General features: G+C 70.8%; 29 protein-coding genes. 25 read left to right on the forward strand and 4 right to left on the reverse strand.

Features of this window, described 5'->3' with window-relative positions:
- Positions 1 to 2 precede the first annotated feature (2 nt).
- The 17 genes from fliF (at position 3) to H7F53_RS15205 (ending at position 14,329) form a co-directional block, all read left to right on the forward strand.
- Positions 3 to 1,664: a flagellar basal-body MS-ring/collar protein FliF gene (fliF, locus tag H7F53_RS15125; RefSeq protein WP_185680341.1), complete on the forward strand. Its 1,662-nt coding sequence runs from the start codon at positions 3 to 5 to the stop codon at positions 1,662 to 1,664.
- A complete protein-coding gene (fliG, locus tag H7F53_RS15130) occupies positions 1,661 to 2,686 on the forward strand; it encodes a flagellar motor switch protein FliG (RefSeq protein ID WP_185680342.1) in 1,026 nt (341 codons plus the stop codon). Before fliF ends, fliG begins: the two co-directional genes overlap by 4 nt.
- Entirely contained in the window at positions 2,679 to 3,263 is a 585-nt protein-coding gene (locus H7F53_RS15135; RefSeq protein WP_185680343.1) for a FliH/SctL family protein, read from the forward strand. Before fliG ends, H7F53_RS15135 begins: the two co-directional genes overlap by 8 nt.
- On the forward strand, positions 3,257 to 4,585 hold the full coding sequence (locus H7F53_RS15140; protein WP_185680344.1) for a FliI/YscN family ATPase: 1,329 nt from the start codon (positions 3,257 to 3,259) through the stop codon (positions 4,583 to 4,585). The genes H7F53_RS15135 and H7F53_RS15140 overlap by 7 nt, the downstream gene beginning before the upstream one ends.
- Positions 4,575 to 5,000 (forward strand): hypothetical protein, encoded by a 426-nt coding sequence (locus H7F53_RS15145; RefSeq protein ID WP_185680345.1) that lies wholly within the window; start codon positions 4,575 to 4,577, stop codon positions 4,998 to 5,000. Before H7F53_RS15140 ends, H7F53_RS15145 begins: the two co-directional genes overlap by 11 nt.
- 33 nt (positions 5,001 to 5,033) lie before the next feature.
- Positions 5,034 to 6,458 (forward strand): hypothetical protein, encoded by a 1,425-nt coding sequence (locus tag H7F53_RS15150; RefSeq protein WP_185680346.1) that lies wholly within the window; start codon positions 5,034 to 5,036, stop codon positions 6,456 to 6,458.
- Between the two features lie 46 nt (positions 6,459 to 6,504).
- Complete coding sequence (locus H7F53_RS15155) at positions 6,505 to 7,101, forward strand: flagellar basal body-associated FliL family protein (protein ID WP_185680347.1); 597 nt, start codon at positions 6,505 to 6,507, stop codon at positions 7,099 to 7,101.
- A gap of 10 nt (positions 7,102 to 7,111) precedes the next feature.
- Entirely contained in the window at positions 7,112 to 8,005 is an 894-nt protein-coding gene (locus H7F53_RS17930) for a FliM/FliN family flagellar motor switch protein (protein WP_185680348.1), read from the forward strand.
- Positions 8,006 to 8,037: 32 nt separating this feature from the next.
- Positions 8,038 to 8,304, forward strand: a complete 267-nt coding sequence (gene fliN, locus H7F53_RS15165; protein ID WP_185680349.1) for a flagellar motor switch protein FliN — start codon at positions 8,038 to 8,040, stop codon at positions 8,302 to 8,304.
- Positions 8,304 to 8,630: a flagellar biosynthetic protein FliO gene (locus H7F53_RS15170; protein WP_185680350.1), complete on the forward strand. Its 327-nt coding sequence runs from the start codon at positions 8,304 to 8,306 to the stop codon at positions 8,628 to 8,630. Before fliN ends, H7F53_RS15170 begins: the two co-directional genes overlap by 1 nt.
- Entirely contained in the window at positions 8,627 to 9,400 is a 774-nt protein-coding gene (gene fliP / locus H7F53_RS15175) for a flagellar type III secretion system pore protein FliP (RefSeq protein WP_185680351.1), read from the forward strand. Before H7F53_RS15170 ends, fliP begins: the two co-directional genes overlap by 4 nt.
- A complete protein-coding gene (locus tag H7F53_RS15180) occupies positions 9,400 to 9,675 on the forward strand; it encodes a flagellar biosynthetic protein FliQ (RefSeq protein ID WP_185680352.1) in 276 nt (91 codons plus the stop codon). Before fliP ends, H7F53_RS15180 begins: the two co-directional genes overlap by 1 nt.
- A 10-nt stretch (positions 9,676 to 9,685) precedes the next feature.
- On the forward strand, positions 9,686 to 10,468 hold the full coding sequence (fliR, locus tag H7F53_RS15185) for a flagellar biosynthetic protein FliR (protein ID WP_185680353.1): 783 nt from the start codon (positions 9,686 to 9,688) through the stop codon (positions 10,466 to 10,468).
- Positions 10,465 to 11,601 (forward strand): EscU/YscU/HrcU family type III secretion system export apparatus switch protein, encoded by a 1,137-nt coding sequence (locus H7F53_RS15190; protein WP_185680354.1) that lies wholly within the window; start codon positions 10,465 to 10,467, stop codon positions 11,599 to 11,601. Before fliR ends, H7F53_RS15190 begins: the two co-directional genes overlap by 4 nt.
- A gap of 106 nt (positions 11,602 to 11,707) precedes the next feature.
- On the forward strand, positions 11,708 to 13,153 hold the full coding sequence (fliD, locus tag H7F53_RS15195) for a flagellar filament capping protein FliD (RefSeq protein WP_185680355.1): 1,446 nt from the start codon (positions 11,708 to 11,710) through the stop codon (positions 13,151 to 13,153).
- 22 nt (positions 13,154 to 13,175) lie between these two features.
- A complete protein-coding gene (locus tag H7F53_RS15200; protein ID WP_246438932.1) occupies positions 13,176 to 13,565 on the forward strand; it encodes a flagellar export chaperone FliS in 390 nt (129 codons plus the stop codon).
- Positions 13,566 to 13,726: 161 nt separating this feature from the next.
- Entirely contained in the window at positions 13,727 to 14,329 is a 603-nt protein-coding gene (locus H7F53_RS15205) for a response regulator transcription factor (protein WP_185680356.1), read from the forward strand.
- 41 nt (positions 14,330 to 14,370) lie between these two features.
- Here the strand turns inward: H7F53_RS15205 and H7F53_RS15210 are convergent, their stop codons facing one another.
- Together H7F53_RS15210 and H7F53_RS15215 are read right to left on the reverse strand one after the other, a co-directional pair.
- Positions 14,371 to 14,826, reverse strand: a complete 456-nt coding sequence (locus H7F53_RS15210) for a hypothetical protein (RefSeq protein WP_185680357.1) — start codon at positions 14,824 to 14,826, stop codon at positions 14,371 to 14,373.
- Positions 14,827 to 14,995: 169 nt separating this feature from the next.
- Positions 14,996 to 16,192, reverse strand: a complete 1,197-nt coding sequence (locus H7F53_RS15215) for an aminotransferase class I/II-fold pyridoxal phosphate-dependent enzyme (RefSeq protein ID WP_185680358.1) — start codon at positions 16,190 to 16,192, stop codon at positions 14,996 to 14,998.
- A gap of 213 nt (positions 16,193 to 16,405) precedes the next feature.
- On the opposite strand from H7F53_RS15215, the gene H7F53_RS15220 reads away from it, so the two are divergent.
- The 7 genes from H7F53_RS15220 to H7F53_RS15250 all read left to right on the forward strand — a co-directional run bounded on the left by H7F53_RS15220 (position 16,406) and on the right by H7F53_RS15250 (position 23,537).
- Positions 16,406 to 17,437, forward strand: coding sequence for a LacI family DNA-binding transcriptional regulator (locus H7F53_RS15220; protein WP_185680359.1), 1,032 nt, complete (start codon positions 16,406 to 16,408; stop codon positions 17,435 to 17,437).
- Positions 17,438 to 17,535: 98 nt separating this feature from the next.
- Entirely contained in the window at positions 17,536 to 18,492 is a 957-nt protein-coding gene (locus H7F53_RS15225; RefSeq protein ID WP_185680360.1) for a UDP-2,3-diacylglucosamine diphosphatase, read from the forward strand.
- Positions 18,493 to 18,516: 24 nt separating this feature from the next.
- Positions 18,517 to 19,617: a glycosyltransferase family 4 protein gene (locus H7F53_RS15230; protein ID WP_185680372.1), complete on the forward strand. Its 1,101-nt coding sequence runs from the start codon at positions 18,517 to 18,519 to the stop codon at positions 19,615 to 19,617.
- A 141-nt stretch (positions 19,618 to 19,758) separates the two neighbouring features.
- On the forward strand, positions 19,759 to 20,142 hold the full coding sequence (locus H7F53_RS17935; protein WP_185680361.1) for a PilZ domain-containing protein: 384 nt from the start codon (positions 19,759 to 19,761) through the stop codon (positions 20,140 to 20,142).
- A gap of 138 nt (positions 20,143 to 20,280) precedes the next feature.
- The gene (locus H7F53_RS15240; protein WP_185680362.1) at positions 20,281 to 21,405 is read left to right on the forward strand and encodes a potassium channel family protein; all 1,125 of its coding nucleotides are present in this window, start codon (positions 20,281 to 20,283) and stop codon (positions 21,403 to 21,405) included.
- A 63-nt stretch (positions 21,406 to 21,468) separates the two neighbouring features.
- Positions 21,469 to 21,777, forward strand: coding sequence for an alkylphosphonate utilization protein (locus H7F53_RS15245; RefSeq protein WP_185680363.1), 309 nt, complete (start codon positions 21,469 to 21,471; stop codon positions 21,775 to 21,777).
- Positions 21,778 to 21,983: 206 nt separating this feature from the next.
- The gene (locus H7F53_RS15250; protein WP_185680364.1) at positions 21,984 to 23,537 is read left to right on the forward strand and encodes a hypothetical protein; all 1,554 of its coding nucleotides are present in this window, start codon (positions 21,984 to 21,986) and stop codon (positions 23,535 to 23,537) included.
- A gap of 18 nt (positions 23,538 to 23,555) precedes the next feature.
- Here H7F53_RS15250 and H7F53_RS15255 read toward each other — a convergent pair whose 3' ends face one another.
- Positions 23,556 to 23,945, reverse strand: a complete 390-nt coding sequence (locus H7F53_RS15255; RefSeq protein WP_185680365.1) for a nuclear transport factor 2 family protein — start codon at positions 23,943 to 23,945, stop codon at positions 23,556 to 23,558.
- Between the two features lie 171 nt (positions 23,946 to 24,116).
- Between H7F53_RS15255 and H7F53_RS15260 the strand changes: the two genes are divergently transcribed.
- Positions 24,117 to 24,407 carry a hypothetical protein gene (locus H7F53_RS15260; protein WP_185680366.1) on the forward strand — a complete coding sequence of 97 codons (291 nt, stop codon included), beginning with the start codon at positions 24,117 to 24,119 and terminating at the stop codon, positions 24,405 to 24,407.
- A gap of 126 nt (positions 24,408 to 24,533) precedes the next feature.
- Here H7F53_RS15260 and H7F53_RS15265 read toward each other — a convergent pair.
- Positions 24,534 to 24,868: cystatin family protein (locus tag H7F53_RS15265; protein ID WP_221773762.1), on the reverse strand; the 335-nt coding region annotated here is incomplete at its 5' end.

Here is a 24,868-nt window from a genome sequence, read left to right on the forward strand (position 1 = left end):
AGATGGCCGATCTCGTTGCTGCCGGTGAAGCCCAGCTTCCCGCCCCGTCACTGCTGGCGCCGCTGACCGATCCGACCGGCGGCCCGATCCTCACGCGCGTCGGCAGCTTCGTCAAACAGCCACCGGTGCGCCGCGTGCTGCCGGTGTTTGGCGGCGTCGCCGGGATCGGTCTGGCCGCACTGGCCTGGGCCACCCTGGCCCCGCAGGCCCAGCGCACCCTCTATTCCGAGCTCGACGACGGCGAACGCGCCAAAGTCGTCGCCACGCTCGACAAGGCCGGCATCGCCTATCGCATCGACAACCAGACCGGCTCGCTCACCGTGGGCGAGGACGATCTCTATAAAGCCAAGATGCTGGTCGCCTCGGACGGCGCCCTTGCCGCCCCGGACGACGCCGCCGGGATCGACAAGATGCCGCTCGGCGCCAGCCGCGCGGTGGAGGGCGATCGCCTGCGCGCCGCGCGCGAGCACGATCTGACGCTCTCGATCATGGAGATCGACGGGGTTGAGGCCGTGCGCGTCCATCTCGCCGAGGCCGAGAAGTCGGTCTTCGTGCGCGACAACGTCCCGCCCACCGCCTCGGTCATGGTCCGCCTCGCCCGCGGCCGCCGGCTCTCCGACAGCCAGGTCGCCGCGATCGTCAACCTTGTCGCCGGCTCGGTCCCGGGGCTCAGCCCGGACGCGGTGCGCGTGGTCGACCAGCACGGCCAGCTCCTGACCGAGAAGGCCGATGGCAATTCCGAACGGCTCGAACTGCAGGGCCGGCTCGAGGACAAGCTGCGCATGCAGCTTGACCAGCTGCTGACCCCGATGGTCGGCGCCGGCAACTTCTCGAGCGAGGTCCAGGTCGATCTCGACATGGACCAGGTCACCTCCGCGCGCGAGTCCTATGACAAGCAGGGCGTGCTGCGCACCGAGACCCAGCAGCAGTCGCAGACCTCGGGTGCGGCACCGGCCGCCGGGGTGCCCGGCGTCACCGCCAATACCCCGCCGCCCGCGCCGATCGCCTCTCCGGGGGCGCCGCAAGGCACCCCGACCGCGGCGGCTACCCCGGGCGCAGCGCCGACCAATGGCGAATCGAGTGCGACGCGCACCTATGAACTGGGCCGCGAGGTTTCGGTCGCCAATGGCAGCCCGGGCAAGATCAAGCGCTTGTCCGTGGCCGTCGCGCTGAGCGCGAGCGCGCTCAAGAAGGCCAAGCCGCAGGACATCGAGCAGATGAAACAGCTGATCAGCGCCGCGGTCGGCGCCGATGCGGCGCGCGGCGATCAGGTCGCGGTCGTGCTGCGGCCGTTCGATGCCCCGGTGGTGGAAGCCATCCCGATGTGGCAACAGCCGTGGTTCCAGAGCTATGTCCGCTATGGCCTGGCCCTGCTTGGCGTGCTGCTGGTGCTGCTGCTGGGCGTGCGTCCGCTGATCAAGGCACTCAAGCGCGATCCCGCCAGTGCCACTGCCCGCAATGAAGAGACCGAGGCCGAGCCCGGCGAGGAAAGCGAGGGCGAAAGCCGCACCGCTGGCCGCACCCTGCCGCCACCGGTCAGTCCCGAGGCGCTGGTTGAACAGGTCAGCCTGGCCCAGCGCATTGCCGCCGAACGCCCCGAGGACGCCGTGCTCGCCCTGCGCGAGATGCTGTCGCAAACCCCTGAACCGGAACCTGCCGCATGAACGCCGTGACCACGCTCGATCCGGACAGCCTGAGCGAGGCCGATCGCGCCGCCGTGATGGTGATGCTGCTCGACGAGAAACAGGCGGCGCAGATCCTGTCGCGGCTCGAGCCGGCCGAACTGCGGCTGCTGGGCGAGAAGATGTGCGCGCTGGGCGAGATCGCGCCCGAGGTGATCGCCAATGCCATCGCCTCGTTCGTCGACAAGACCGAGCGGCTCGGGCTCAAGGCCCATGACCGGCTCGGCCAGGTGCGGTCGTTGATGACCCGCGCCGTGGGCGGGGTGAAGGCCGACAACCTGATGCAGCGGATCCTGCCGCCCGACCACAAGCCGCCGAGCCCGCTCGAGCTGGCGCGCTGGCTCAATCCCGATGCCCTGGTGCCGCTTATCGCCGAGGAGCATCCCCAGGCGATCGCCGTGCTGCTGGTTCAGCTCGACCCCGAGGTCGCCGCCGAGGTGCTCCATGCGCTGCCGGCCGACAAGCAACCGCAGGTGGTTCACCGCATCGCCACCCTGGGCCCGGTCCAGCCCGAGGCGCTGACCATGCTGGAGGAGCTGCTGGGCCAGCGCATCCGCGAGGCCCACGGCAGCGCCCCGCTGACCATGGGCGGCCCGCGCGAGGCGGCCGAGATCATCAATTCGGCCGGCAAGGCGGTCGAGAAGCGCGTGATGCCGGAGATCACCAAGCTCGACAAGAACCTCGCCAAGCAGATCGAGAGCGAGATGTTCAAGTTCGAGCACCTCTTCGTGCTCGATGCCCAGGCCATGGGCGCACTGCTGCGCGAGGTCGAGAGCGACACCCTGATCGATGCGCTGAAGGGCATTGCCGAGGACCAGCGCACCGTGTTCTTCAAGGCCATGTCGAGCCGCGCCGCCGACGGCATCAAGGACGAGATCGCGAACCGCGGTCGCCTCAAGATGGCCGACGTGATCGCCGCGCAGAAGGCGATCGTCGCGGTCGCCCGCCGTCTGGCTGCCGAGGGCACGATCGTGTTCGGCCAGGGCGACGACGACTATGTCTAGCCTTGCCGCGCTCACCGGGGCGCCGGCCGAGGACGGGTTCCGCCAGGACAGCCGCTTCGCCCCGGCCCTCGCCGCGCCCGCGGCCGCGCCGGCCCCGGTCGAGAGCGAGGACCCGGTCGCGCTGGCCTGGGCCGAAGGCTATGCCAAGGGCGCGGAAGACGCGATGGCCCAGGCCGCCGAGCAGATGGCCGCCGAAGCCGAGGCCCGCGCCGCGCTGGAATTCTCTTTCGCCCGCTTCGACGCCGAACTGGCCGAGGCGCTGCGCCAACGCCTTCAGGACACGGTGATGGCGCTGTGCGAGGCGACGCTGGTGCCCTATGCCCATGATCACGCAGCGCTCACCGCGCGGGTCGAGCGCGCCGTGGCCATGCTCGCCCGCGCCGACGACGAGCGCGTCATCCGGCTCCATCCCGAGGATCTCGCACTGATCGAGACGCGGCTGCCGCAGGACTGGAAATTCACCCCCGATCCCGCGCTCGAACGCGGGGCGCTGCGGGTCGAGACCCAGAATGGCGGGGTCGAGGACGGCCCGGCGCAGTGGCGCCGCGCCCTGGCCGAGGCCTTCCACGCATGCTGAACCTGTTCGAGCCGCTGCTTGACGAGCTGGCTGCCGCCCAGCCCGATTTCACCCCGCACCGCTACGGCGTGGTCGCCGCCTGCGACGGCGGGCTGATCGAGGTGGCGGGCCTGTCGGTACCGGTCGGCGCGCTATGCCGCGTGGCGCATGGCCGCGGCGAACCGCTGGCCGAGGTGATCGGCTTCCGCAACGGACGGACGCTGATGATGCTGCTGGGCGATACCGTCCTGCTGCGCCCCGGCTCGCGCGTGCGGCCCGAGGGCCATCCCGGCATGCTTCCGGTGGGCGAGGCTTTCCTCGGCCGCGCGGTCGACGGCGAGGGTCATCCGATCGACGGGCTGGGCCCGATCCATTTCCGCGACGAATGGCCGGCCGGCGGGATCCGCACCGGTGCGCTCGACCGCGCCCCGGTGCGCGAGCGCTTCGACACCGGGGTGCGCGCGCTCAACGCGCTGACCACGTTCGGGGTGGGCCAGCGGATCGGCGTGATGGCCGGCTCGGGGGTGGGCAAGTCGGTCCTGCTCGACATGATCGCCACCGGCGCCGAGGCCGAGATCGTCGTGGTCGGGCTGATCGGCGAGCGCGCGCGCGAGGTCTCCGACTTCGTCGAGCGCCACATGGCCGGGGAGAAGCGCGAACGCACCGTGGTGGTCGCGGTCCCGGCCGACCATGCCCCCAACCTGCGCATCCGCGGCGCCATGCTGGCGACCTCGATCGCCGAGCATTTCCGGGCGACCGGCAAGCGCGTGCTGCTGATCATGGACAGCCTGACCCGCGTCGCCCATGCCGGGCGCGAGATCGCGCTGCTGCTGGGCGAACCCGGCGCGGCGCGCGGCTATCCGCCCTCCGCCCTGGCCACGATCACCAAGCTGGTCGAACGGGCCGGCAACTCGGCCGCCTCGGGCGGCTCGATCACCGGGCTCTACACCGTGCTCGCCGATGGCGACAACCAGGACGATCCGGTAGTCGATACCGCCCGGTCGATCCTGGATGGCCACGTCGTGCTGTCGCGCGATCTGGCGCAGCGCGGGCAATATCCGGCGATCGACATCGCCGCCTCGCTGTCGCGCGTGATGAGCGACATCACCGAACCCGGCCATGCCCGCATGGCGCGCACCTTCCGCGCGCTGGTGGCCAGCTATGAGGCCAATCGCGACCTCGTGCTGATGGGCGCCTACCGCGCCGGGGCCGACCCGCTGCTCGACCGCGCGATCGCCATGCAGGAGCCGATGAAAGCCTTCCTCGGCCAGGCCCAGCGCGAGGTCGTGCCGCTGGACCAGAGCATCGCCCAGCTTGCCGCGCTGATCGGCGATGCCGGCTGACCGCAAGCGCCTGGCGCGGTTGCAGCGGCTCGAGAAGGTCCGCGCGATCGCCAAGCAGACCGCCGCCGCCGAAGCCGCCCAGGCCGAGGGGACGCTGGCCCAGCTGCTGGCCCTGGCCGACCGCACCGGCCAGCTCGAAAGCGACTATGCCGCCCGCCGCGACATGACCGACGGCCAGGCCCTGCGCCTGATGACCAGCTTCCGCGAGGGGCTCGCCGGAGTTGCGCGCAGCACCGTGGCCGATGCCGAACGTGCCCGCGGGATCGCCGACACCAAGCTGCTCAAGCTGTCCGAGGCCGAGCGCCGCCGCCAGGCCGTGGAAGACCGCGCCCGGGCCGAGGCCAAGGCGCTGGCGAGCCAGGGCGAGCAGGCCCCGCTCACCGCGCGCAAGCAACTTGGCACGGAGCTTGAATAGCAGATCGCAGACACTCTCTGGGGACCTGCCGCCATGATCCAGCCTGCCGCACCTTCCGTTGTCAGCGCCACGGTCGCGCTCGCCGGTTCGCCGGCCGACAACGGGGCCGGCACCCCGGAAACCGGGAGCTTTGCCGAGCTGCTGGCCACCGCGCCCGGCACCGCCCCGACGGCTCCCGCCGTCGCCAGCTCCGGATCGGTGCCCGCGCTCCCGCTCGAAAGCGATGCCGAACTGGTCGGCGCCCAGCCAATCCTTGCCGCCCCCCTGCCGCTGGCCGGCAAGATCTTGCCGGGTCTGTTGCCGGGTACCCTGCCCGAGAGCCTGCCGGCGGCGCCTACCGCCCCCGGCGAAGCCACCCCGACCGCCCCTGACGCGGCCACCGAGGCGGCGCAGGCCGTTCCCACCCTGCTCGCGGCGTTGCGCGCGCTGCGCCTGCCCCAAGCCGAGATGCCGGGCGCGAAGCCGGCGGCGGGTCTGGCTGCGGACGGGGCCTCTGGCGAGCCCGGCGATGCCACCAGCGAGGATGGCGCCCCGGTGCTGATCGCCAGCGTGACCACGACCAGCCTGAGCCTCGTCGCGGCCTCGCCCGAGACCATGCCCGAAACCGCCCCCGCCGCCACCGCGACCCCGTCTGGCCTCTCGCCGCTGATTGAGGCCCAGCTGCTCGGCCGGCCCCTGCCGCTGCGCGAGGCCCTGCCGGGCGCGGCTGCCGCCGCCGCGACGCCGGCCCAGCCGCAGGACGCGGCGCTGGCGCTGCGGCTCGATCCGGCGCAGACCGATCCGGCCCAGGCCGCCGCGCTCACCTTCGAAGCTCCGGCCGCCCGCCCGGCCACGGGCCTGCGCCTGCGCCCCATGCTGTCGGCCGAGGGCGAGAGCCCGGCGGCCGGCCTGGCCGAGCCGGCCCTTGCACCCGATACCGCGAGCCTGCTCGGCAACCCGGCCCCGGCCCCCGGCGTCGTCCCGGCAGCGGGCGGTGCGAGCGGCCCGGTGCTGTCCGGGGCGCCCCAGCCGCGCGATTTCGCCGCCCTGATGGACCGCCTGATGACCGCGCGCGATGCGGCCCAGACCGGCCTACCCCAGACGGTCAACATCGGGCTCAACCACGCCGAGTTCGGCCCGATCTCGCTCAGCTTCCAGCAGGACCAGAACGGGCTCGCCGTCTCGGTCGCCAGCCCCGATCCGGACTTCGCCCGCGCGGTCCAGGCCGCGATCCCGGCCCCCGGCAGCGCCACGAGCGCGGACGGTGCGGGCCGGGACGGCAGCCCCTCCGGCCAGTCCACGCCGGGCTGGGCCGGCACCGGCCTCGCCCGCGGCGAGGCTTCGGCACAGGGCGGCGAGGCCGGCCAGCGGCAGGGCCGCGGCGCCCGCTTCGATGCGGCCGAGCAGGCCCCCGCCGCCAACCGCAGTCCTGCCCGCGATGCGGCCGATCCGGCCCGCCCGCGCGGCATCTTCGCCTGATCATCCTGCGATCGCCCCATTCGACTGACTCCGGAGAGATCCAGCCATGAGTTCTGACAAGGAAGAAAAGCCCAAGAAGAAGAAGAAGGGCGGCATGCTGATGAAGCTGCTGATCCCGGTCGTGCTGATCGCGGTGAGTGGCGGCGGCGTCTATGGTCTCGTCGTGGCCGGCGTGATCGGCGGCGGGCACGACAAGGAGGTCAAGGAAGACAACAACCCCAAGCTCGTCCGCAAGGGCGAGGAGGACCCCTACGCGCCCAAGAAGGAGGGCGAGAAGGAAGGCGAAGGCGGCGCTGCCGAAGTCGAGGGCGAGGGCGGCAGCGAGTACAAGACCAGCTACTTTACCTTCTCCGACGAGTTCACCTCGAACCTCAAGGAGTCGGATGCGCTGGTCCAGGTCGCGATCGCCTGCTCGACCCGCCGCGACGGGCGCGTGCTGATGTGGCTGAAGAAGCACGAGCTGGCGATCCGCTCGGCCATGCTCAACGTGCTGGCCGACACCCCCGAGGAAGACATCGGCTCGCTGGCCGGCAAGGAGAAGCTGCAGAAGCGCCTGACCCAGGCGATCAACCAGGTCCTGACCAAGGAAGAGGGCTTCGGCGGGGTCGACGAGGTCTATTTCAAGTCGTTCCTGGTCCAGTGAGGGATCCCCGGTGAAGCCTGAACGTCCGCCCGTGGCCGCCCGCGCCGTGGCCCAGCACTGCCCCGAGCTGCTCCGCGCAGAGCCCGGCCCGGAAGAGCTGCTGCCGCTGCTGACCCGCGCCGGCGAGCGCCTGACGCGGCCGCTGCTGGCCGGACTGGCACCGCTGGCCGGCGGCAAGGCGCTGACGGTCAAGGCCAAGCCGGCCAAGCTCACCACGCTCGAGGACATCGCCATGTTCGCCCCGGACCTGGCCGCCAACAGCCTGATCGGGGTCGGCGCCGAGAGCCTGCCGCTGCTGGCCTCGCTCGACGCCGCGGCGGTGCTGCGGATGGTCGACCGCACCTTCGGCGGCCGCGGCGAGGCCCCCTCGCCGCTCCCCGCCGAGTTCCCGGTCTCGGCCGAGCTGATGATCGTCCGGCTCGAGACCATGCTGGTGCGCGAGCTGGCCGCGGTGCTCGTCCCCGGCCAGCCCGAGGCGCTGCGGCCACTGCGCCGCAACGGCAACCTCGTGCTGCTCGAACCCTTCGCCCGCGACGCCACCGTCGCCCAGCTCGAGCTCGACGTGACCGAGCCCGGCGGCGACACCTGGCAGATCTCGCTGGCCCTGCCGCTGCCCACCCTCAGCGCGCTGTTCTCGACCAGTCCGCGCCGCTCGGCGCCGGTCCGTCACGCCATGGCCGACCCGCTGGCCGAGCCCTTCGCCGATGTGCCGATGCAGCTCTCGGCCGTGCTGGTCGACATGGCCATGGCCATGGCGACCGTTGCCCGGCTCGAGCCCGGCATGGTCGTCCCCGTCGCCGTCGCGCGCCAGGTCCCGCTGCGGCTCGGCGCCGTGACCGTGGCCACCGGCACGGTCGGCGCTGCCGACGACCGCGTCGCGCTCCAGATCCGCTCCGCCTTCTGACTGCCCTTCAGCTGACCTCGAGGAACACCCCAATGACCCTTCCCACCCGCGGCTTCGATCTCCTCAAGGATGTCGACGTGCGCGTCACGGTCGAACTCGGCCGCACCGAAATGAAGCTGAAGGACGTGCTCTCGCTGGGCGAGGAAAGCGTCGTCATGCTTGACCGGCTGACCGACGAGCTGCTCGACGTGATGGTCAACGGCAAGCTGATCGCCAAGGGCGAGATCGTCGCCGAGAACGGTCGCTTCGGGCTGCGCATCGTCGAGCTCGCGGGCGGTTCGGGGGCCGAGGCCGCCTGATGCTCTGGTACGTCCTCAAGCTGTTCATCGTGCTCCCGCTGATCGGCGGGCTGATCTGGGGCACGCTCAAGCTGCTGCAAAAGATGCAGGGCCGCTTCGGCGCCGCGCCGGGCCAGACCAAGGCGGTACGCGTGATCGAGACCACCATGCTCTCGCCCACGCTCAAGCTGGCGGTGATCGAGTTCCACGGCCGCGAGATCCTTGTCTCGGCCTCGCGCAATGGCCTGACCCGGCTGGCCGAGGCCCCGGCACGCGCCCTGCCCAACCCGTCCGCCACCCCGTCCGCCACGCCTTCCGCCACCTCGGCCGCGGAGCCCGCGGCATGAGGCGCATGTCCCGGATCGTCCCGGCCCTGGCGCTGCTGGTCACCCCGACGCTGGTCCACGCCCAGGCCCAGGCCGCCGGCTCCTCGGCCATCCCCGGCGCGCTCGACCGTGCCTTTCAATCGATGAACGGGGGCCCCGGCGGCGGGTTGACGCTGTCGCTCCAGCTGCTCCTGATCATGGGGCTGCTGACCATCCTGCCCAGCCTCGTGCTGATGATGACCAGCTTCACCCGCGTGCTGGTGGTGCTCGGTATCCTGCGCCAGGCGCTCGGCCTGCAGCAGAGCCCGCCCAATCAGGTGCTGATCGGGCTGTCGCTGTTCCTCTCCCTGTTTATCATGGCGCCCACGCTCGACAAGGTCAGCCAGCAGGCGATCCAGCCCTATGCCGCCGGGCAGATCAATGCCGAGCAGGCGATCAGCACCGCCGGGCTGCAGTTCCACGCCTTCATGATCCGCCAGACCCGCGAGCATGACCTGGCGATGTTCGCCGACATGGCCAAGGCGCCCAAGTTCGCCCGCACCCAGGACGTGCCCTTCTCGATCCTGCTCCCGGCCTTCGTCACCAGCGAGCTGAAGACCGCCTTCCAGATCGGCTTCATGCTGTTCCTGCCCTTCCTGGTGATCGACCTCGTGGTCTCCTCGGTGCTGATGAGCCTGGGCATGATGATGATGAGCCCGACGATCGTCTCGCTGCCCTTCAAGCTGCTGCTGTTCGTCCTGGTCGATGGCTGGGCGCTGCTGATGGGCAGCCTTGCGGCGAGTTTCGGCTGATGGACGATACCGCCTCGCTCCTCGCCCTGGCCGACCGGATGCTCTACATCACGGCGCTGGTGGCCGCCCCGGTGCTGCTGGCCAGCCTCGCGGTGGGTATCGTCATCGGCATCGTCCAGGCCGCCACCTCGGTGAACGAGCAGACGCTCACCTTCGTCCCCAAACTGGGCGTGATCGCGCTGGTGCTGGTGGTGATGGGCGCCTCGATGCTTGGTCTCGTCGGCGATTTCACCCAGGAGATCTTCGGCGAGATCGCCCGCCTGGGCAAGGTCTGAGCGCCGCGCGATGCTGGCCTTGAACTTCGGCCTGGGGGCGCTCGAAACCGAGTTCTGGCGCTGGCTGTTCCTGATGACGCGGATCGGCGCGGCGCTGTTCGCCGCCCCGTTCTTCGGCGCCTCGGGGGTGCCGCCGCAGGCCAGGGTGATCGTGACCGGGGCGATCGGCATCCTCGTGTGCAACTGGACCGGGGTCCAGGCCCCCGCCGCGCTGTTCTCGTTGCCCGGCATGCTGGCCGTGGCCGGCGAGGTGCTGGTCGGGCTGGCGCTGGGCTTCGTGCTGCAGCTGTCCTTCGCCGCGCCGACGATCGCGGCCGAGGTGATCGGCGCGGGCATGGGCATGTCGATCGCCGCCGCCGCCGATCCGCAGACCGGGGCGCAATCGCCCGCGCTCGGCCAGTACTACGGCGTGATCCTCACCCTGGTCTTCCTCGGGCTCGGCGGGCACCTGCTGTTCATCGACCTGATCATCAAGTCCTATGCCAGCTTTCCCCCCGGCCACACCTGGCTGGGACCCGACCGGCTGGCCCTGATCGCCGGCTTCGCCACCCAGATGTTTATCACCGCCGTCGCGATCGCGCTGCCGGTCACGCTGATCCTGCTGCTGGTGCAGTTCGCCGCCGGGGTGGTGAGCCGCTCGGCACCGTCGCTCAACCTGTTCTCGCTGGGTCTGCCGGCCGGCGTGCTGGCCGGGCTGGCCGCGCTGATCGTCTCGGCCCCGCTGACCGGTGACATGATGGCCGATCTCTCTGCCCAGGCGCTGCGGCAGGCCGAAGGGGTGCTGCTCCAATGAGCGAGAGCGCCGGGGAAAAGACCCTAGCCCCAACCGAGAAACGCAAACGCGACGCCGCGCGGCAGGGCGATGTCCTGCGCTCGCGCGAACTGGCCACCGCGGTCGCCATGCTCGCCGGGGCGGCCTGGCTCAAGCTGGCCGGGCCCTGGCTGTTCGGCCTGCTCTCCGGGACGCTCGCCGGGGGGCTGACCTTCGGCCGGGCCGAGGTGGTCGATTTCGCGCCGGGCGCGCTGATGCTCAACGCCCTGATCGCGGTGGCGCCGCCGGTGCTGGTGCTGGGGGTGATGGTCTGCTTCGCCTCGATCGCCTCGCAGCTTGGGTTCGGCGAAGGCCGCTGGCTGGGCAGCAACCTGATGCCCAAGGGCAGCCGGATCAACCCGCTGAGCGGGCTCAAGCGGATGTTCGGCACCCAGGGCCTGGTCGAGCTGGGCAAGAGCCTGGCCAAGTCGATCCTGCTCGGTGCGATCACCTACTACTGGGCGCGCGAGCACCTTGCCGGGCTGATCGACCTCGCCCGCGCGCCGCTCTCGGGCCAGCTGGTCGCCGCCTGGGACGCGGTGATGTCGCTGCTTTTCGCGCTGAGCGTGGGGCTGGTGCTGATCGCCGGGATCGACTTTCCGATCCAGTGGGTGCGCCGCTTCCTGCGACTGCGGATGAGCCTGCAGGAGGTCAAGGACGAGCACAAGGAAAGCGAGGGCAGCCCCGAGCGCAAGGCGGCAATCCGTCAGCGCCAGCGCCAGCTGGCGATGGGCTCGATGCAGAAGGTGATGCGCGAGGCGCAGTTCGTCCTGACCAACCCGACCCATTTCTCGGTGGCGATGGTCTACGACCCCGACCGCGCCTCGGCCCCGATCGTGCTGGCCAAGGGCCGCGGCGAGAAGGCGCTGGCGATGCGCGAGCTGGCACGTGAACTGGAGGTCCCGCTGCTGGAGTATCCCGCGCTCGCGCGCTCGGTCTACTTCACCACGCGCGAGAACCAGGTGATCCGCGAGGAGCTTTATGCCGCGGTGGCTGGCGTGCTCGGCTTTGTCATGGCCCTGAAGCGGGGCGAGACCCGCCCGCTGCCGCGCATCGACGTCCCGCTCGAGCTGCGCTTCGACGCCGATGGCCGGCCCGATCCGGGGGCGCGCTGAGCATGCCGCCGGGCCTGTCCACCGGCGTCGCCGACGCCTCGGTGGTTTTGTCGTGGCGCTGGCGACGCGGGATTAATTCCTGTCGTTCCGGACCGTTCTGAACAGCATGTCGACCACCTCCGCCGCCACCACCAGGAGCGCCGCGTCCAGCGCGATCCTCACGTCGCTGAACGGCGCCAACTCGGTCGACTGGAACACCCTCGCGGCAAACCTCGCCGCAGCCCAGTTCGCCGGCCAGACCGACCGCCTGACCACCCGGACCGACACGCTCGACAAGCAGATCAGCGTGGCCGGCAATCTCCGGTCGATGCTGCAGACCTTCGCCACCTCGATCGGCGACCGGGTGCGCAGCGGCGACCTCTCGCCGCAGCCGTCGCTGTCGGCAGCGGTTGCCACGCCGCGGCTGTCGGGTTCGGCCACCCCCAGGGGCAGCTACACCCTCGAGGTCACCCAGCTCGCCGCGGCCCAGTCGCTCGCCAGCCCGCCGGTCGCCTCGACCACCGCCACGGTCGGTTCGGGCACGCTGACGCTGCGCTTCGGCACGGTCGCCGGGAGCAGCTTCACCGAGGACACCGCGCGCCCGGCGATCGATCTGACGATCGCCGCCGGGGCCGACATCGCCGATATCGCCTCGGCCATCAACGGCGCGCGCGCCGGCGTCTCGGCCTATGTCGCCAATACCACCGACGGCCCGCGGCTGATGGTCAAGGGCGCCGAGGGCGCGGTCAACGGCTTCGTCATCGAGGCGACCGAGGACCCGGCCGATCCCGGCCTCGCCCAGTTCGCCTGGAACCCGACGATGGGGGCGACCAACCGCCTGCTCACGACGGCGCAGAACGCCAGCTTCCGGCTCGATGGCCTGCCGATGTCGTCGCCCACGAACACCGTCAACGAGGTGATCCCGGGGCTCAACCTGACGCTCACCGCGACCAACACCGGGGCACCGGCGACGCTGACCTTCGCCGACAACACCAGCGCGATCAGCGAGGTCATGACCGACTTCGTCTCGGCGCTCAACCAGCTCGCCAGCGAGGTTCGCACCGCCACCGATCCACTCAGCGGCGATCTGGCCCGCGACGGCGGCGCACTTGCCCTAAAGCGGTCGCTGTCCCAGCTTTCGGGCCAGGTGATCATGCCGAATGCACCGGCCGGCGCGCCGCGTACGCTGGCGGACCTGGGCGTGGCGATCCAGCGCGACGGCACCTTCCAGCTTGATGGTGCCCGCCTGACCGCCGCCCTGCGCGCCGATCCCACCGGGGTCGCCGCGATGTTCACCAACGGCATCGACGGTGTCTACAGCACGATCGACGGGCTCGCCCGGCGGATGAACCGCAGCACCGACGCCTTCTCGCTGACCTCGTCGGTCAACCGCTACACCGGGCTGAAGACCCGGCTGTCAAGCGACCTCGCGGCCATCGCGGACAAGCAGGAGCTGCTCCGCCAGCAGCTCGTTACCCGCTTTGCCAAGACCCAGACCAATGTCTCGGCCTCCACCTCGACGCTGACGTTCCTCAAGAACCAGATCGACGCGTGGAACTCGAGCAACAACTGATCCAGCCTGAGGACGCCGCCCCATGACCCTGCTCGCCCGCCACAATCCCCAGGACGCCTACCGCCGGGTCGACTTCGACGCCCGGGTGACCGGCTGCGATCCGATGGAGCTGGTCGGGCTGTGCTACGAGCACCTGATCGCTGCGCTCGGCTCGGCCCTGTTCGCGCACGAACGTGGGGACAACGCCACCAAGAGCAAGGCGATCACCCGCGCGCTGTCGGCGCTGACCGCGCTGCAGCTGGGCGTGAACGGCAACGAGGGGGTTGCGGCGGCGCTGCGCCAGTTCTACCAGGCCGCGCGTCAGGCGGTGCTCGACAGCGTGCTGACCTTCGATCCCGAGCAGATCAGCCGGGTCCGGGCAGACTTCGTCGATATCGCCTCGGCGCTGGTGGTGAACGCGAAGCCGAACTGACCATACCACTCCGGTAAGGTCTCACGTGGCGCGATTGCTGAGAAAATTGCGCTTGCGGATCATACCACTCGGCGAATTGTGTTCAAAACGGATTGAATATTGCTCCATTGCGGAGCCGTCTCCGGCTTAACCCTTACGCACAAATCGGTAAGGCTTGGGGCATGACCAGACGCAACAACCTCCTTCTCGTCGATGGTGACTTCCGCCGCCGGGCCGCAATCTCGCATTGCCTGTCAGGCAGCGGCCTGCACGTCGAGCCGTTCGAGGACACCTCCGAGTTGTTCAGCCGCTGGCCCCGCGACGGCCTGCTGCTCGTGCATGACAACGGCACCGCGATCGCCGATTTGCTTCAGCACATGGGGCAGACCGGAGACTGGCTGCCGATCATCGCCTTCGCCGACGAGCCTTCGCCGCGGCGCATCGTCGAGGCCGTGCTGCACGGCGCGGTGGACTACATGGTCTGGCCGTTCGACGAACGCCAGCTGACCGACAGCATGGACCTGGCCGAGGAGCGCGCCCGCTCTGTCGCCGGGGCCAAGCTGCGCGAGGCGGTCGCCCGCAGCCGGGTCGAGCGGCTGACCAAGCGCGAGCGCGAAGTGCTGGCGGGAGTGGCTGGCGGCCTGTCGAACCGCCTGATCGGCGAGAAGTTGAACATCTCGCCGCGCACGGTCGAGATCCACCGCGCCAACATGCTCAACAAGATGGGCGCAACCCATACGTCGGAAGCGATCCGGATCGCGATCGAGGCTTCGCTGGTAGGCTGAACCGGCGCGCAGGGCCGGCCCGGCGCCGTCCCGGGCTCGGCTCAGGCCTGTGCGGGGCGGCCGATGACCGGTTCGGCCAGCGCCCGGGCCAGCGCCCCGACCAAGGCCAGCGCGGCGGTATCGCCGCAGGCCGACACCTCCTGCGACGCGCCGGGCAGGACCACGCTGGCCAGATGATCCCCGTTGCTCCCGCGCGAGAGCAAGTAACCGCACTCCGGTCCGATCAGCGCCAGCGCCGCCGAGGCTGCGCCGCCGGCCTCAAGCAGGCCCAGGAGGCGGATTTCGGCCGGCACGGCCAGTCCGGTCACCAGCACCGGGTGCGGCGCCGCTGCCACCAGCGCGTGCAGCGCTAGCAGGTGGGTGTGCTCCTCGTCGGCATAGGCCCCGGCGCAGGCCGTCGCCAGATCGGCGAGGCGGTCACGCCAGTCCTCCAGCACGCCTACCGCGGTCCACTCGGCCTGGCCCGGCCCCAGGGCTCCAATCGTGTTGCGCTTCATCACCGGCGCGAATCCCTTTGTTGTTCGGCCCCGTCCTTCCGGCACGGCGCCGGCCGGTCAATCACGGGAAAACCCGCGATGCGCGAGCCCGTATCATTTCGCGACATTCGCTGAAGCGCTGGTGAACGCCAGCCCACGGGAACCCCTATCCCGCAGACCTGAGGATGTTTTACACTTCCCGCCGGGGCTGGCGGGCGAACCACGGGATCATCCGGGCGATCGCCTCTTCGACCAGCGCGGTCGAGACCGCGAAACTGAAGCGCATGAAGCGGTGGCCGTCGACCGGATCGAAATCGATCCCTGGCGCGGTGCAGACCCCGGTGTCCCGCAACAGCCGTTCGCAGAAGGCCAGGCTGTCGTCGGTCAGGTGGCCGATATCGGCATAGAGGTAGAACGCCCCGTCCGGGGGCGCGACCCGGCTCAGGCCCAGCGCGGGCAGCGCGGCCAGCAGGCGGTCGCGGTTGCGCGCATAGGTCGCCACATAGTCCTCCAGTTCGGGGCGGCAGGCGAAGGCCGCCAGCCCGGCCCGCTGGGCGATCACCGGCGGGGTGAGGAACAGGTTGCCCATCCGCGCCCGCGCGGCGGGGATGCTGGCCGGGGGCACCACCAGCCAGCCGAGCCGCCAGCCAGGCATGCTGAAGTACTTGGAAAAGCTGTTCACCACGAAGGCTTCAGGGGCGTGCTCCAGCACCGAGCGGGCGGGGCCGACATAGCTCAGCCCGTGGTAGATCTCGTCCGAGACGATGCGGATCCCGCGTGCGCGGCAGACGGCGACGATGGCCGCCAGCTCGTCAGGCGGGATGATCGTGCCGGTGGGATTGGCCGGGCTGGCGATGATCACCCCGTCGGGCGCGGGATCGAGCGCGGCCAGCGCCGCGGCGGTCAGCTGGAAACGCTCGGCCTCGCCGCAGGGCAACTCGACCGGCTCGAGGTAGAGCGCGCGCAGGGTGTTGCGATAGGCCACATAGCCAGGCCGGGCGAGCGCCACCCGCGCACCCGGGGCGAACAGGCACGATAGCGCCAGCACCAGCGCGGGCGAGGCGCCGCAGGTCAGGATCACCTGCTCGCGGTCCACCGTCACGCCGTAGCGCTCGGCATAGTCGGCGGCGATCCGCTCCTTCAGCGGATTGCTCTCCCAGTAGCCCATCGGCTCGGTGTCGAGCACCCGGTGCGCCTCGGCGATCGCTCCGGCCGGCGCGCTGGTCGACGGCTGGCCGAACTCCATGTGGATCACGTCGAGCCCTGCCTCGGCCAGCTCGTGCGCGACGCGGCTCACCGCGATGGCATGGAACGGTTCGACCGCGGCGATGGCAGGAGTGGACGCCAAGGTGGATACCGGGACCTGGGAAGGGACGGGCTGGTTCATGTGCCTTGGCTAGGACCGCCGGCCGGACGAGACAAGCCCGCCGCGATCGGAACGGTCCGGGCCGCCAGACGTTGAAACATCGGCCGGCCGCCTTCGGCGCATCGCGCTGCGCAAAGCATTGCCCGCCTGCAATCAGGCGCTTAGATGGTTCCGGAGGCCGCGCCGACCCGGCGACACCAGCCGACCCAGACCGCACCAAGGGGAGACCGGGGCATGACAGCCGAGCCCGAAGCCAAACCGCGCCGCATCCGCAACATCTCGGAACTGGCGAAGCTGGCGGGGGTCTCGGCCGGAACCGTGTCGCGCGCGCTGGCCGGCAAGGAGCTGGTCAACAGCCGCACGCGCGAACGGATCCAGGCCCTGGCCCGCGAGCACGGCTTCCGCCCCAACCAGATGGCCAGCCGCCTGCGCACCGGCCAGACCGGGGTGATCGGCGTGGTCATCCCGCTCGGCCACGAGAAGAAGCAGCACATTTCCGATCCCTTCTTCATGACCATGCTCGGCCACCTTGCCGATGGGCTGACCGAGGTCGGCTACGACCTGATGCTGAGCCGGGTGATCCCTGCCGACGGGGAAGACTGGCTCGAACGGATCGTCGATTCCGGGATGCTCGACGGGGTGGTGATGATCGGCCAGTCCGACCAGTTTGCCGCGATCGAGCGCACCGCCGCGGTCTATCCGCCGCTGGTTGTCTGGGGCACCGCCCGCCCCGGCCAGCGGCACTGCGTGGTCGGGACCGACAGCTTCGTCGGCGGGCAGCTGGCCGTGCGCCACCTGCTGTCGCGCGGGCGCCGCCGGCTCGCCTTCTTCGGCGATACCACCGGGCTAGAGATCGAACAGCGGCTGGCCGGAGCGCGCGCCGCCCTGGCCGAAAGCGGCAGCGGCGCCACCCTCGCGGTCTATCCCACGCACCTGTCGCAGCAGGAGATGCCCGGCCAGATCGCGGCGGACCTCGACCGCATGGACCCAGCGATCGACGGCATCTTCGCCGCCTCGGACGTGATCGCCATGGCCACGGTGCGCCTGCTCCACGAGCGCCACCGCAAGGTGCCCGAGGACATCGCGATCGTCGGCTTCGACGATCTGCCGCTGGCTACCCAGACCGTGCCGCAACTCACCACCGTGCGCCAGGACATCGCCGCAGGGGCGCGCACGCTGGTCGCCAACCTGCTGCGCCGCCTCGCCGGCGAGGCGACCGGCTCGACCATCATGGCGCCCGAGCTGGTCATCCGCGAAAGCGCCTGAACCGGCCGCCTCGCGCTGTAACCCAACTGTCGCCGCTCCGTCATCGCGCGGCAACCTCGCGCTGCCATGACCGCAGAAACGGATCATGGAGCCGGATCATGGCCACACGCGTTGCCGAAGCCGTCGAAGATCTCCTCGCCCGCGCCGGCACCGGGCCGGAAAGCGCGGCGGGCGGCCTGCCACAATGGCTGAACCTGCCCGAGCCCCGCGCCTTCCGCCCCAAGCGCAAGGTCCGCACGGTGTGGATCTCGGACATCCACCTCGGCACCCGCGGCTGCAATGCCGAGATGCTGGTCGATTTCCTCCGCTCGATCGAGTGCCGTACGCTCTACCTGGTCGGCGACGTGGTCGACGGCTGGCGCCTGCGCAAGGGCTGGTATTGGCCCGATGCCCACAACGAGGTGGTGCGCCGCGTGCTCAAGATGGCGCACAACGGCACCCGCGTGGTGTTCGTCGCAGGCAACCATGACGAGATGCTGCGCGATTTCGCCGGGCTCACCTTCGGCGGGGTCGAACTGGTGCTCGAGGCCGAGCACATCACCGCCGACGGCCGCAAGCTGCTGGTGCTGCACGGCGATTCGTTCGACGGGGTGGTGCTCTATGCCAGGTGGCTCGCCTTCCTCGGCGACAAGGCCTACGGGCTGATGCTGCGGCTCAACATCGTGGTCAACCGGGTGCGCCGCCAGTTCAAGCTGCCCTACTGGTCGCTGTCCGGCTATCTCAAGAAGCGGGTCAAGAACGCGGTCCAGTTCGTCTGCAACTTCGAGGACGCGGTGGCCCAGGAGGCGATGGCCCGCGGCGCCGACGGGATCGTCTGCGGCCATATCCACTGCGCCGAGATCCGCCAGATCGGCCCGGTCACCTATTACAACGACGGCGACTGGGTGGAGAGCTGTACCGCGCTGGTCGAGGAGGCCGACGGGGCCATGCACATCATCGACTGGGCCGCCGAGATCCGCACCCGCGACAGCGCCGGCACCACCCCGGGCCGCGACACCGCGGCCGAGACCGCCGCTCGGCTCCCGGTCCCGGCCCTGGCCGGCGCGGAGGGCTGAGCCATGACCGATCTGTCCCGTCCGCTGCGCATCGCGATCGCCTCGGATGCCTGGTTCCCGCAGGTCAACGGGGTGGTCCGGACCCTGGCTGCCACGGTCGCCGAGCTCGACCGCCGCGGGCACGAGGTCGAGCTGATCACCCCGCTGCGCTTCGCCACGCTGCCGATGCCGGGCTACAGCCAGATCCGCCTGGCGCTGGCGCCGCGGTTCACCGCGCGGCGGCTGCTCGACGGCTTCGCCCCCGACATCGTCCACATCGCCACCGAAGGGCCGATCGGCTGGTCCGCCCGCGGCTGGTGCATCGCGCGCGGGGTGCCCTTCACCAGCGCCTTCCACACCCGCTTCCCGGACTACCTGGCGGTGCGCACGGGCATGGACGCCGAATGGTTCTGGCCGGTGCTGCGCCGCTTCCACGCCCCGAGCCGCGCCGTCATGGTCTCGACCCCCACACTCGCCGCCGAGCTGGCGGCGCGCGGCCTGCCCCGCACCGCGCTATGGGGCCGCGGGATCGATGGCTGGACCTTCCGCCCCGATCGCCCGCCGCACCCGGCGCTCGCCGCGCTGAAGGCGCAAGGCCGTGGGCCGATCCTGCTCAATGTCGGCCGGGTTGCGCCGGAAAAGAACCTCGAGGCCTTCCTCACCGCGGACGTGCCCGGCACCAAGGTTGTGGTTGGCGATGGACCGGCGCTGGAGAGCCTGCGCAGCCGCTTCCCCGCGGCGGTGTTCCTTGGCGCGCTGGCGGGCGAGGATCTTGCCAGCGCCTATCGCGGCGCCGACGTGTTCGTCTTTCCCAGCCTGACCGACACCTTCGGGCTGGTCGTGCTCGAGGCGCTGGCCTGCGGGCTGCCGGTGGCGGCCTTCCCGGTTGCCGGCCCGCTCGACATCCTCGGCCGCGATGGCCGCGGGGCCGATGGGGCCATGCCCGCGACGATCGCCGCGCTGGACCCCAGCCTGCCCAGCGCGATCCACCGCGCGCTGCGGCTCGATCGCTCGGCCGCCGCGGTCTACGGCGCGCGCTTCACCTGGGAGCGCGCCACCGACCAGTTCCTCGCCGCGCTCGAGCTGGGCCTGCAGCCGGAACCGAAGCCCCTGCCCGCGCGGGCCCCCGTGTCCGAGCCTGCCTGACCGACCCGAGCAGGCGACCCCGGCCCGGCGCATCGGGCCGGGGTGCGACGGGCCGTTGCCGGCGTTTAACGCCGCGTTAGCTCTCCGCTGCGTAGGTTCCCTGCGTCCCGGTAAACCGGCCGGCCGCAGGAGAACCCATCGGTGTCGACGCATCCTGTCCGTCTTGTCTCGCGCGCCGACCCGTTCGGCGACCCGACGGCCGATCCCGCGGCCCTTGCCGCCACATCGGCCGACGAGCGGCGCCGGCGCAGCCGGGTCGCCCGGTTCGATGTCTATGCCCAGCCCGCCGGCCGGCTCGCACTGGTCGATGTCTCCTCGTTCGGGTGCTGCGTGCGCCATGCCGATCCGGCAATCGGTCCGGGCCACTTCGTGGCGCTGCAGTTCACCCGAATCGGCACGATCACCGGTTACGTCCGCTGGCGTGAGGACGAGAACATGGGGGTCGAGTTCTGCCGCGAGATCCCGCCGGCAACCGAACGCGCGCTGGCCACCCACGAGCCGCTCGAGGCGGTCCGCCGGCTTTAGGGACTGTTTCGGTTCACCTGAAACAGGGACGGCACCAGCCCCAGCCCTCTCCCCCGCCGGTCAATCACCTTCGGTCCGCCGCGCTGCAGCGGCTGGACAACCCCCGCGGGCGCGGTCACTCTGGCGTCGGGGGTTTTCATGGCGGATCGTCGCAACCAGTTGATCGAACAGGCCGCGTCCAGCGTGATCGGCCCGCCGCTGCAGAACCTGCGGCGCACCCTAGTTTACATGATCGTGGTGTTCTGCGCCGCGACGGCGGGGTTCATGGCCGCCGGCTGGTCACTCGGCGATGCGGCCTACATGGTCACGCTGACGATCTTCTCGGTCGGCTATGGCGAAGTCCGCCCGATCGACACCCTTTACCTGCGCGGGCTGGCGATCGCCACGATCGTGCTCGGCTGCACCGGCATGCTGGTGCTGACCGGTGCACTCGTGCAGGTCTTCGCCCATTACCAGCTCAAGCGCTTTCTCGGGATCGACCGCATGCAGAGCCAGATCGAACGCCTGACCGACCACGCCATCATCTGCGGCTTCGGCCGGATCGGGCTGCAGCTCGCCAAGGAGCTGGCGGCGGCGCGGACGCCGTTCATCATCGTCGAGCGCGACACCGGCAAGTGCGAGGAGATCCGCGCGCTCGGCTATCTGGCGCTCTGCGCCGACGCCACCGACGAGCAATCGCTGCGGGAGGCCGGGATCGAACGCGCGCGGGTGCTGGCGACGGTCCTGCCCGACGATGCCACCAACGTGTTCATCACGCTGTCGGCGCGCAATCTTAACCCCCGGCTCGAGATCATCGCCCGCGGCGAGGCGCCGAGCACCGAGGGCAAGCTGATCCACGCCGGAGCCGACAAGGTGGTGCTGCCCACCCACATCGGTGCCGAGCGGATCGCCGAGCTGATCATCTATCCGCGCACCGCACGTTTCCTCGGCGAGAGCAGCGAGCTGCGCGAGCTCAAGCGCGGGCTGAACGATTTCGGGCTCGAACTCGAGGCGGTCACCGTACCGCCGCACTCGGCGCTGGCCGGCGCCACCGTGGCCGAGGCCGAGCGGCGCGGCAATGGCGGCTTCTTCATCGTCCAGATCGACCGCGCCGCGGGCACCGGCCCGGCGCAGAGCTTCCTCCATCCCGGTGATGACGTGCGGATCGAGGCCGGCGACACGCTGGTCCTGGTGATCCGCGGCAGCCGGGTCGCGGCCGGGGCGGTGTTCAACGCCGCCAGGCCCAAGGCCCCGGTCGGCCGCGGCTACAGCGTCACCGACTGACGCGGCGCTGGCCAAGCGGCCTGCGGGCTGGCAGGGGCCGGCCTTGCAGGGACGGAGGACAGCATGGCCGCGGACGACGAAGACTACGTGTACGACGAGGATAGCGGCGAGTGGCTGCCCGCCGCCACGCTGGCCGCCCGGCAGGCCGCCGGCGCGGCCATCGAGGTGCGCGACGCGGTGGGCAACCTGCTGGCCGATGGCGACCAGGTGACCCTGATCAAGGATCTTGTGGTCAAGGGCGCCGGGCAGACATTGAAGCAGGGCACGCTGATCAAGTCGATCCGCCTGACCGGCGATGCGCAGGAGATCGACTGCCGCTATCCCGGCATCAAGGGCCTGGTGTTGCGCGCGGAGTTCGTGCGCAAGCGCTAGGGGGTTCCCTGGCGGGAAAGCGATGCCGGCCCACTGCCCCGCTCGACGACCCACGGGACAGCCTCGTCGCGTCGCCGGGCGGGGCAAGGGCCCGGCATCGCCACTGTTTGGGGGGAGCTGACCCGGAACCTAGGGGTCTCACCGGATCTTGTCAGGCGTTGCCAGCGGCGCAATAGTGGGCCCGGGTCGCGGATCGGATACGGTCGATGCGGTTCGCGCGGGTGATGGCCCTGGTGGCGGCGGCGTTCGCGCCGACGGTGGCCCGGGCGGAATGGACCGAGGCGTCAAGCGCCCATTTCGTGGTCTATGCCGACGAAAGCGAAGCCCAGATCCGCCGCTTTGCCGAGCAGCTCGAACGCTACCATGCCGCGCTCGCCATGCTCACCAACGCCAGCCCCGAGCCGCCGAGCCCATCCAACCGGGTCACCGTCTATGTCGTCCGGTCCGAACAAGACGTCCGCAAGCTGCACGGCGGCAACAACCGGTTTCTCGGGGGGTTCTACCTGCCGCGCGCGGGCGGATCGCTGGCGATCGTGCCGACGGTCAGGACCAACTCGCGCGACCTCGACCAGTCGATGAGCACGCTGCTCCACGAATACACCCACCATTTCATGCTCACCAGCAGCAACTTTCCGATGCCCCGCTGGTATGCCGAGGGCGCGGCCGAATTCTTCTCGGCGGCAACCTTCCCGTCCGCGGGCGGCGTGGTGATCGGCCGGCCGGCGCTGCATCGCGCCGCGGAACTCCTCGTCCCCGGCTTTGCCCGCGACGTGCCGGTCAGCGAACTGCTCGATCCGCCCAAGCAGACGCCCAGCCGACGCTACGACGCATTCTATGGAAAGAGCTGGCTGCTGTTCCACTACCTGACCTTCGACCCCGAGCGCAAAGGCCAGCTGAACCGCTATCTTCAGGGACTGACCAAGGGGCGCAGTTCGCGAGAAGCCGCGCTGGAGGCCTTCGGCGACCTTGCCGTGCTCGAGCACGATCTCGACCGCTATCTGATCAAGCGCCGGATGATGAGCTTCGACCTCAAGCCGTCGCTCGTGCCATCGGGACCGGTCAGCCTGCGCCGGCTCGCCGCGGGCGAAGCGGCCATTCTGCCGGTGCGGATCCGGTCCGAGCGCGGGGTCGATGCCGAACAGGCCAAGGCCCTGCTGGTCGAGGCCCGCGCCGTTGCCGCGCGTCATCCCGACGATCCGCGGGTCCAGGCCGCGCTGGCCGAGGCCGAGCACGACGCCGGCAACGACCGTGAGGCGATCGCCGCGGCGGATGCCGCGCTGGCGCGCGACCCCACGCTGGCCAAGGCCTATGTCCAGAAGGGCCTGGCGCAGTTCCGCCTGGCCGAGGAGGCGGCCGACCGGGCCGCGGCCTACCGCCAGGCGCGGGTCACCTTCGCCCAGCTCAACCGGCGCGAGCCCGACCATCCGCTGCCGCTGATCTACTTCTACTACAGCTACATGCGGCAGGACCTGCCGCCCACCGAGCTCGCCTTCAACGGACTGCTCAAGGCCTCGCGGCTGGCGCCGTTTGACCTCGGCCTGCGGATGACGCTGGTGTCCGAGCTCGTCCGGCGGCACCGGCTGGCCGATGCCCGCGCCGCGGCGAGGCCGATCGCGCTCAACCCCCATGCCGGCCCGCTGGCGCGCGCGGCGCAGCGGGTCATCGCCCGGATCGATGCCGAACCGCAATGGGATGGCCACGACTTCGACATCCTCACCGCCTCGGTGGCGGACAACGCCGAGGATCCGGGCGCGGACTAGTCCCGGGCGCTGCCTGGCCTAGGCCAAGGTGACGAAGATCTCCGCCTCGATCACCCAGTCCGCGTCCACCTTGCGCCACTTCGCGGCATAGCTCCCCGCTGCGGTCACGGCCTCGCCCACGGTACAGGTCCAGGCGCCCTGCTCCAGCGCGACCGGCGCGGCGGCGGACAGCGTGATCGTAGCCGGCGTGCGCACATAGCGCTGGCGCGCGGCGGGCGGCACGGCGAATTCGCGTTGCCAGGCCTGGAGCTGCGCCTTGCGCCCCGCCAGCACGGCGCTGTCGGTGCCGGTCACCAGCACCACATCGCGCGCCAACAGCGGGCCGATCGCGGCCAGGTCGCCGCCGGCCAGGGCCCGGTTGAACGTCGCGCGGCGCAGGCGGATGGCAAGATCGTCGGGGTCGCTCATCCCGGCCTTGTGCGGCGCCGCGCCCGGACAGGCAAGCCCACTGGGCTCCAGTTGCATGAAGCGCAATTGCTGCGCCGCACAATTCAATTGCGCCGCAATGCAACAAAGGCAAAGTGGGGGCACAACATACGGATGCCCGGGGCATTCATCTCCAAAACAGGGATCAATGCCATGACCAAGATGACTTTCGCCGCCAAGACCTTCGCAGTCGCAACATTCGCTTTCGGCGCCGCCACCATGGCCCAGGCCGAAGCCACCGGCCAGTTCCAGCACGCCGGGACGACCTACACCTACGTCGAGCGCACCAGCAGCAAGGGACAGCGGGTGATCTCGGGTTCGGCCAGCGACGGCCGCAGCTTCCGCCTCATCGTCGGCCAGCGGCTGGTCCGCGGCACCTTCAACGGCAATCCGGTGGCCTTCAGCCTCGCCGAGGTCGAGCGCACCAAGATCGCGATGCGCTGAGCTCCGCGGGCGCGCGCGGTGGTCCCGTAGCCCGCCGCGCGCGCCACGGCCTCCAGCCTCTTCCGGCCCGGTCCGCCCTCTGTGGCGGGCCGGGCCGGATTGCGTTCGGTGAAGGTCTGAAGGGGCTCAGGACAGGGTGCGCACCGCCTCGGTGATCTGCAGGCTGCGGTCGAGCCGCTGCCAGACCATGACCCGCCAGACCGACCCGTCGCGCAGCTTCAGCAGCAGCCGGTAATGGCTGCCCGCCACCACCTGGCGCTCGGCCATGAGCAGCCGGGCGCGGGCGTGGCGCGCCGGGGTAAGATGGGCCACCGCGGCCTTGACCACAGGGCCCAGTTCCGGGGCACCGCGGCGCACCGGGCTGAAGCCGCCGACCAGCGGCGCGGCGGGCACCGGCGCGGCAGCGGGCGGGGGAGCGGGCACGGGTGCCGGCGGCGGGGCGACCGGCCCCGGCAGGGCGG

Source organism: Novosphingobium piscinae (assembly GCF_014230355.1).
Lineage (GTDB): Bacteria > Pseudomonadota > Alphaproteobacteria > Sphingomonadales > Sphingomonadaceae > Novosphingobium > Novosphingobium piscinae.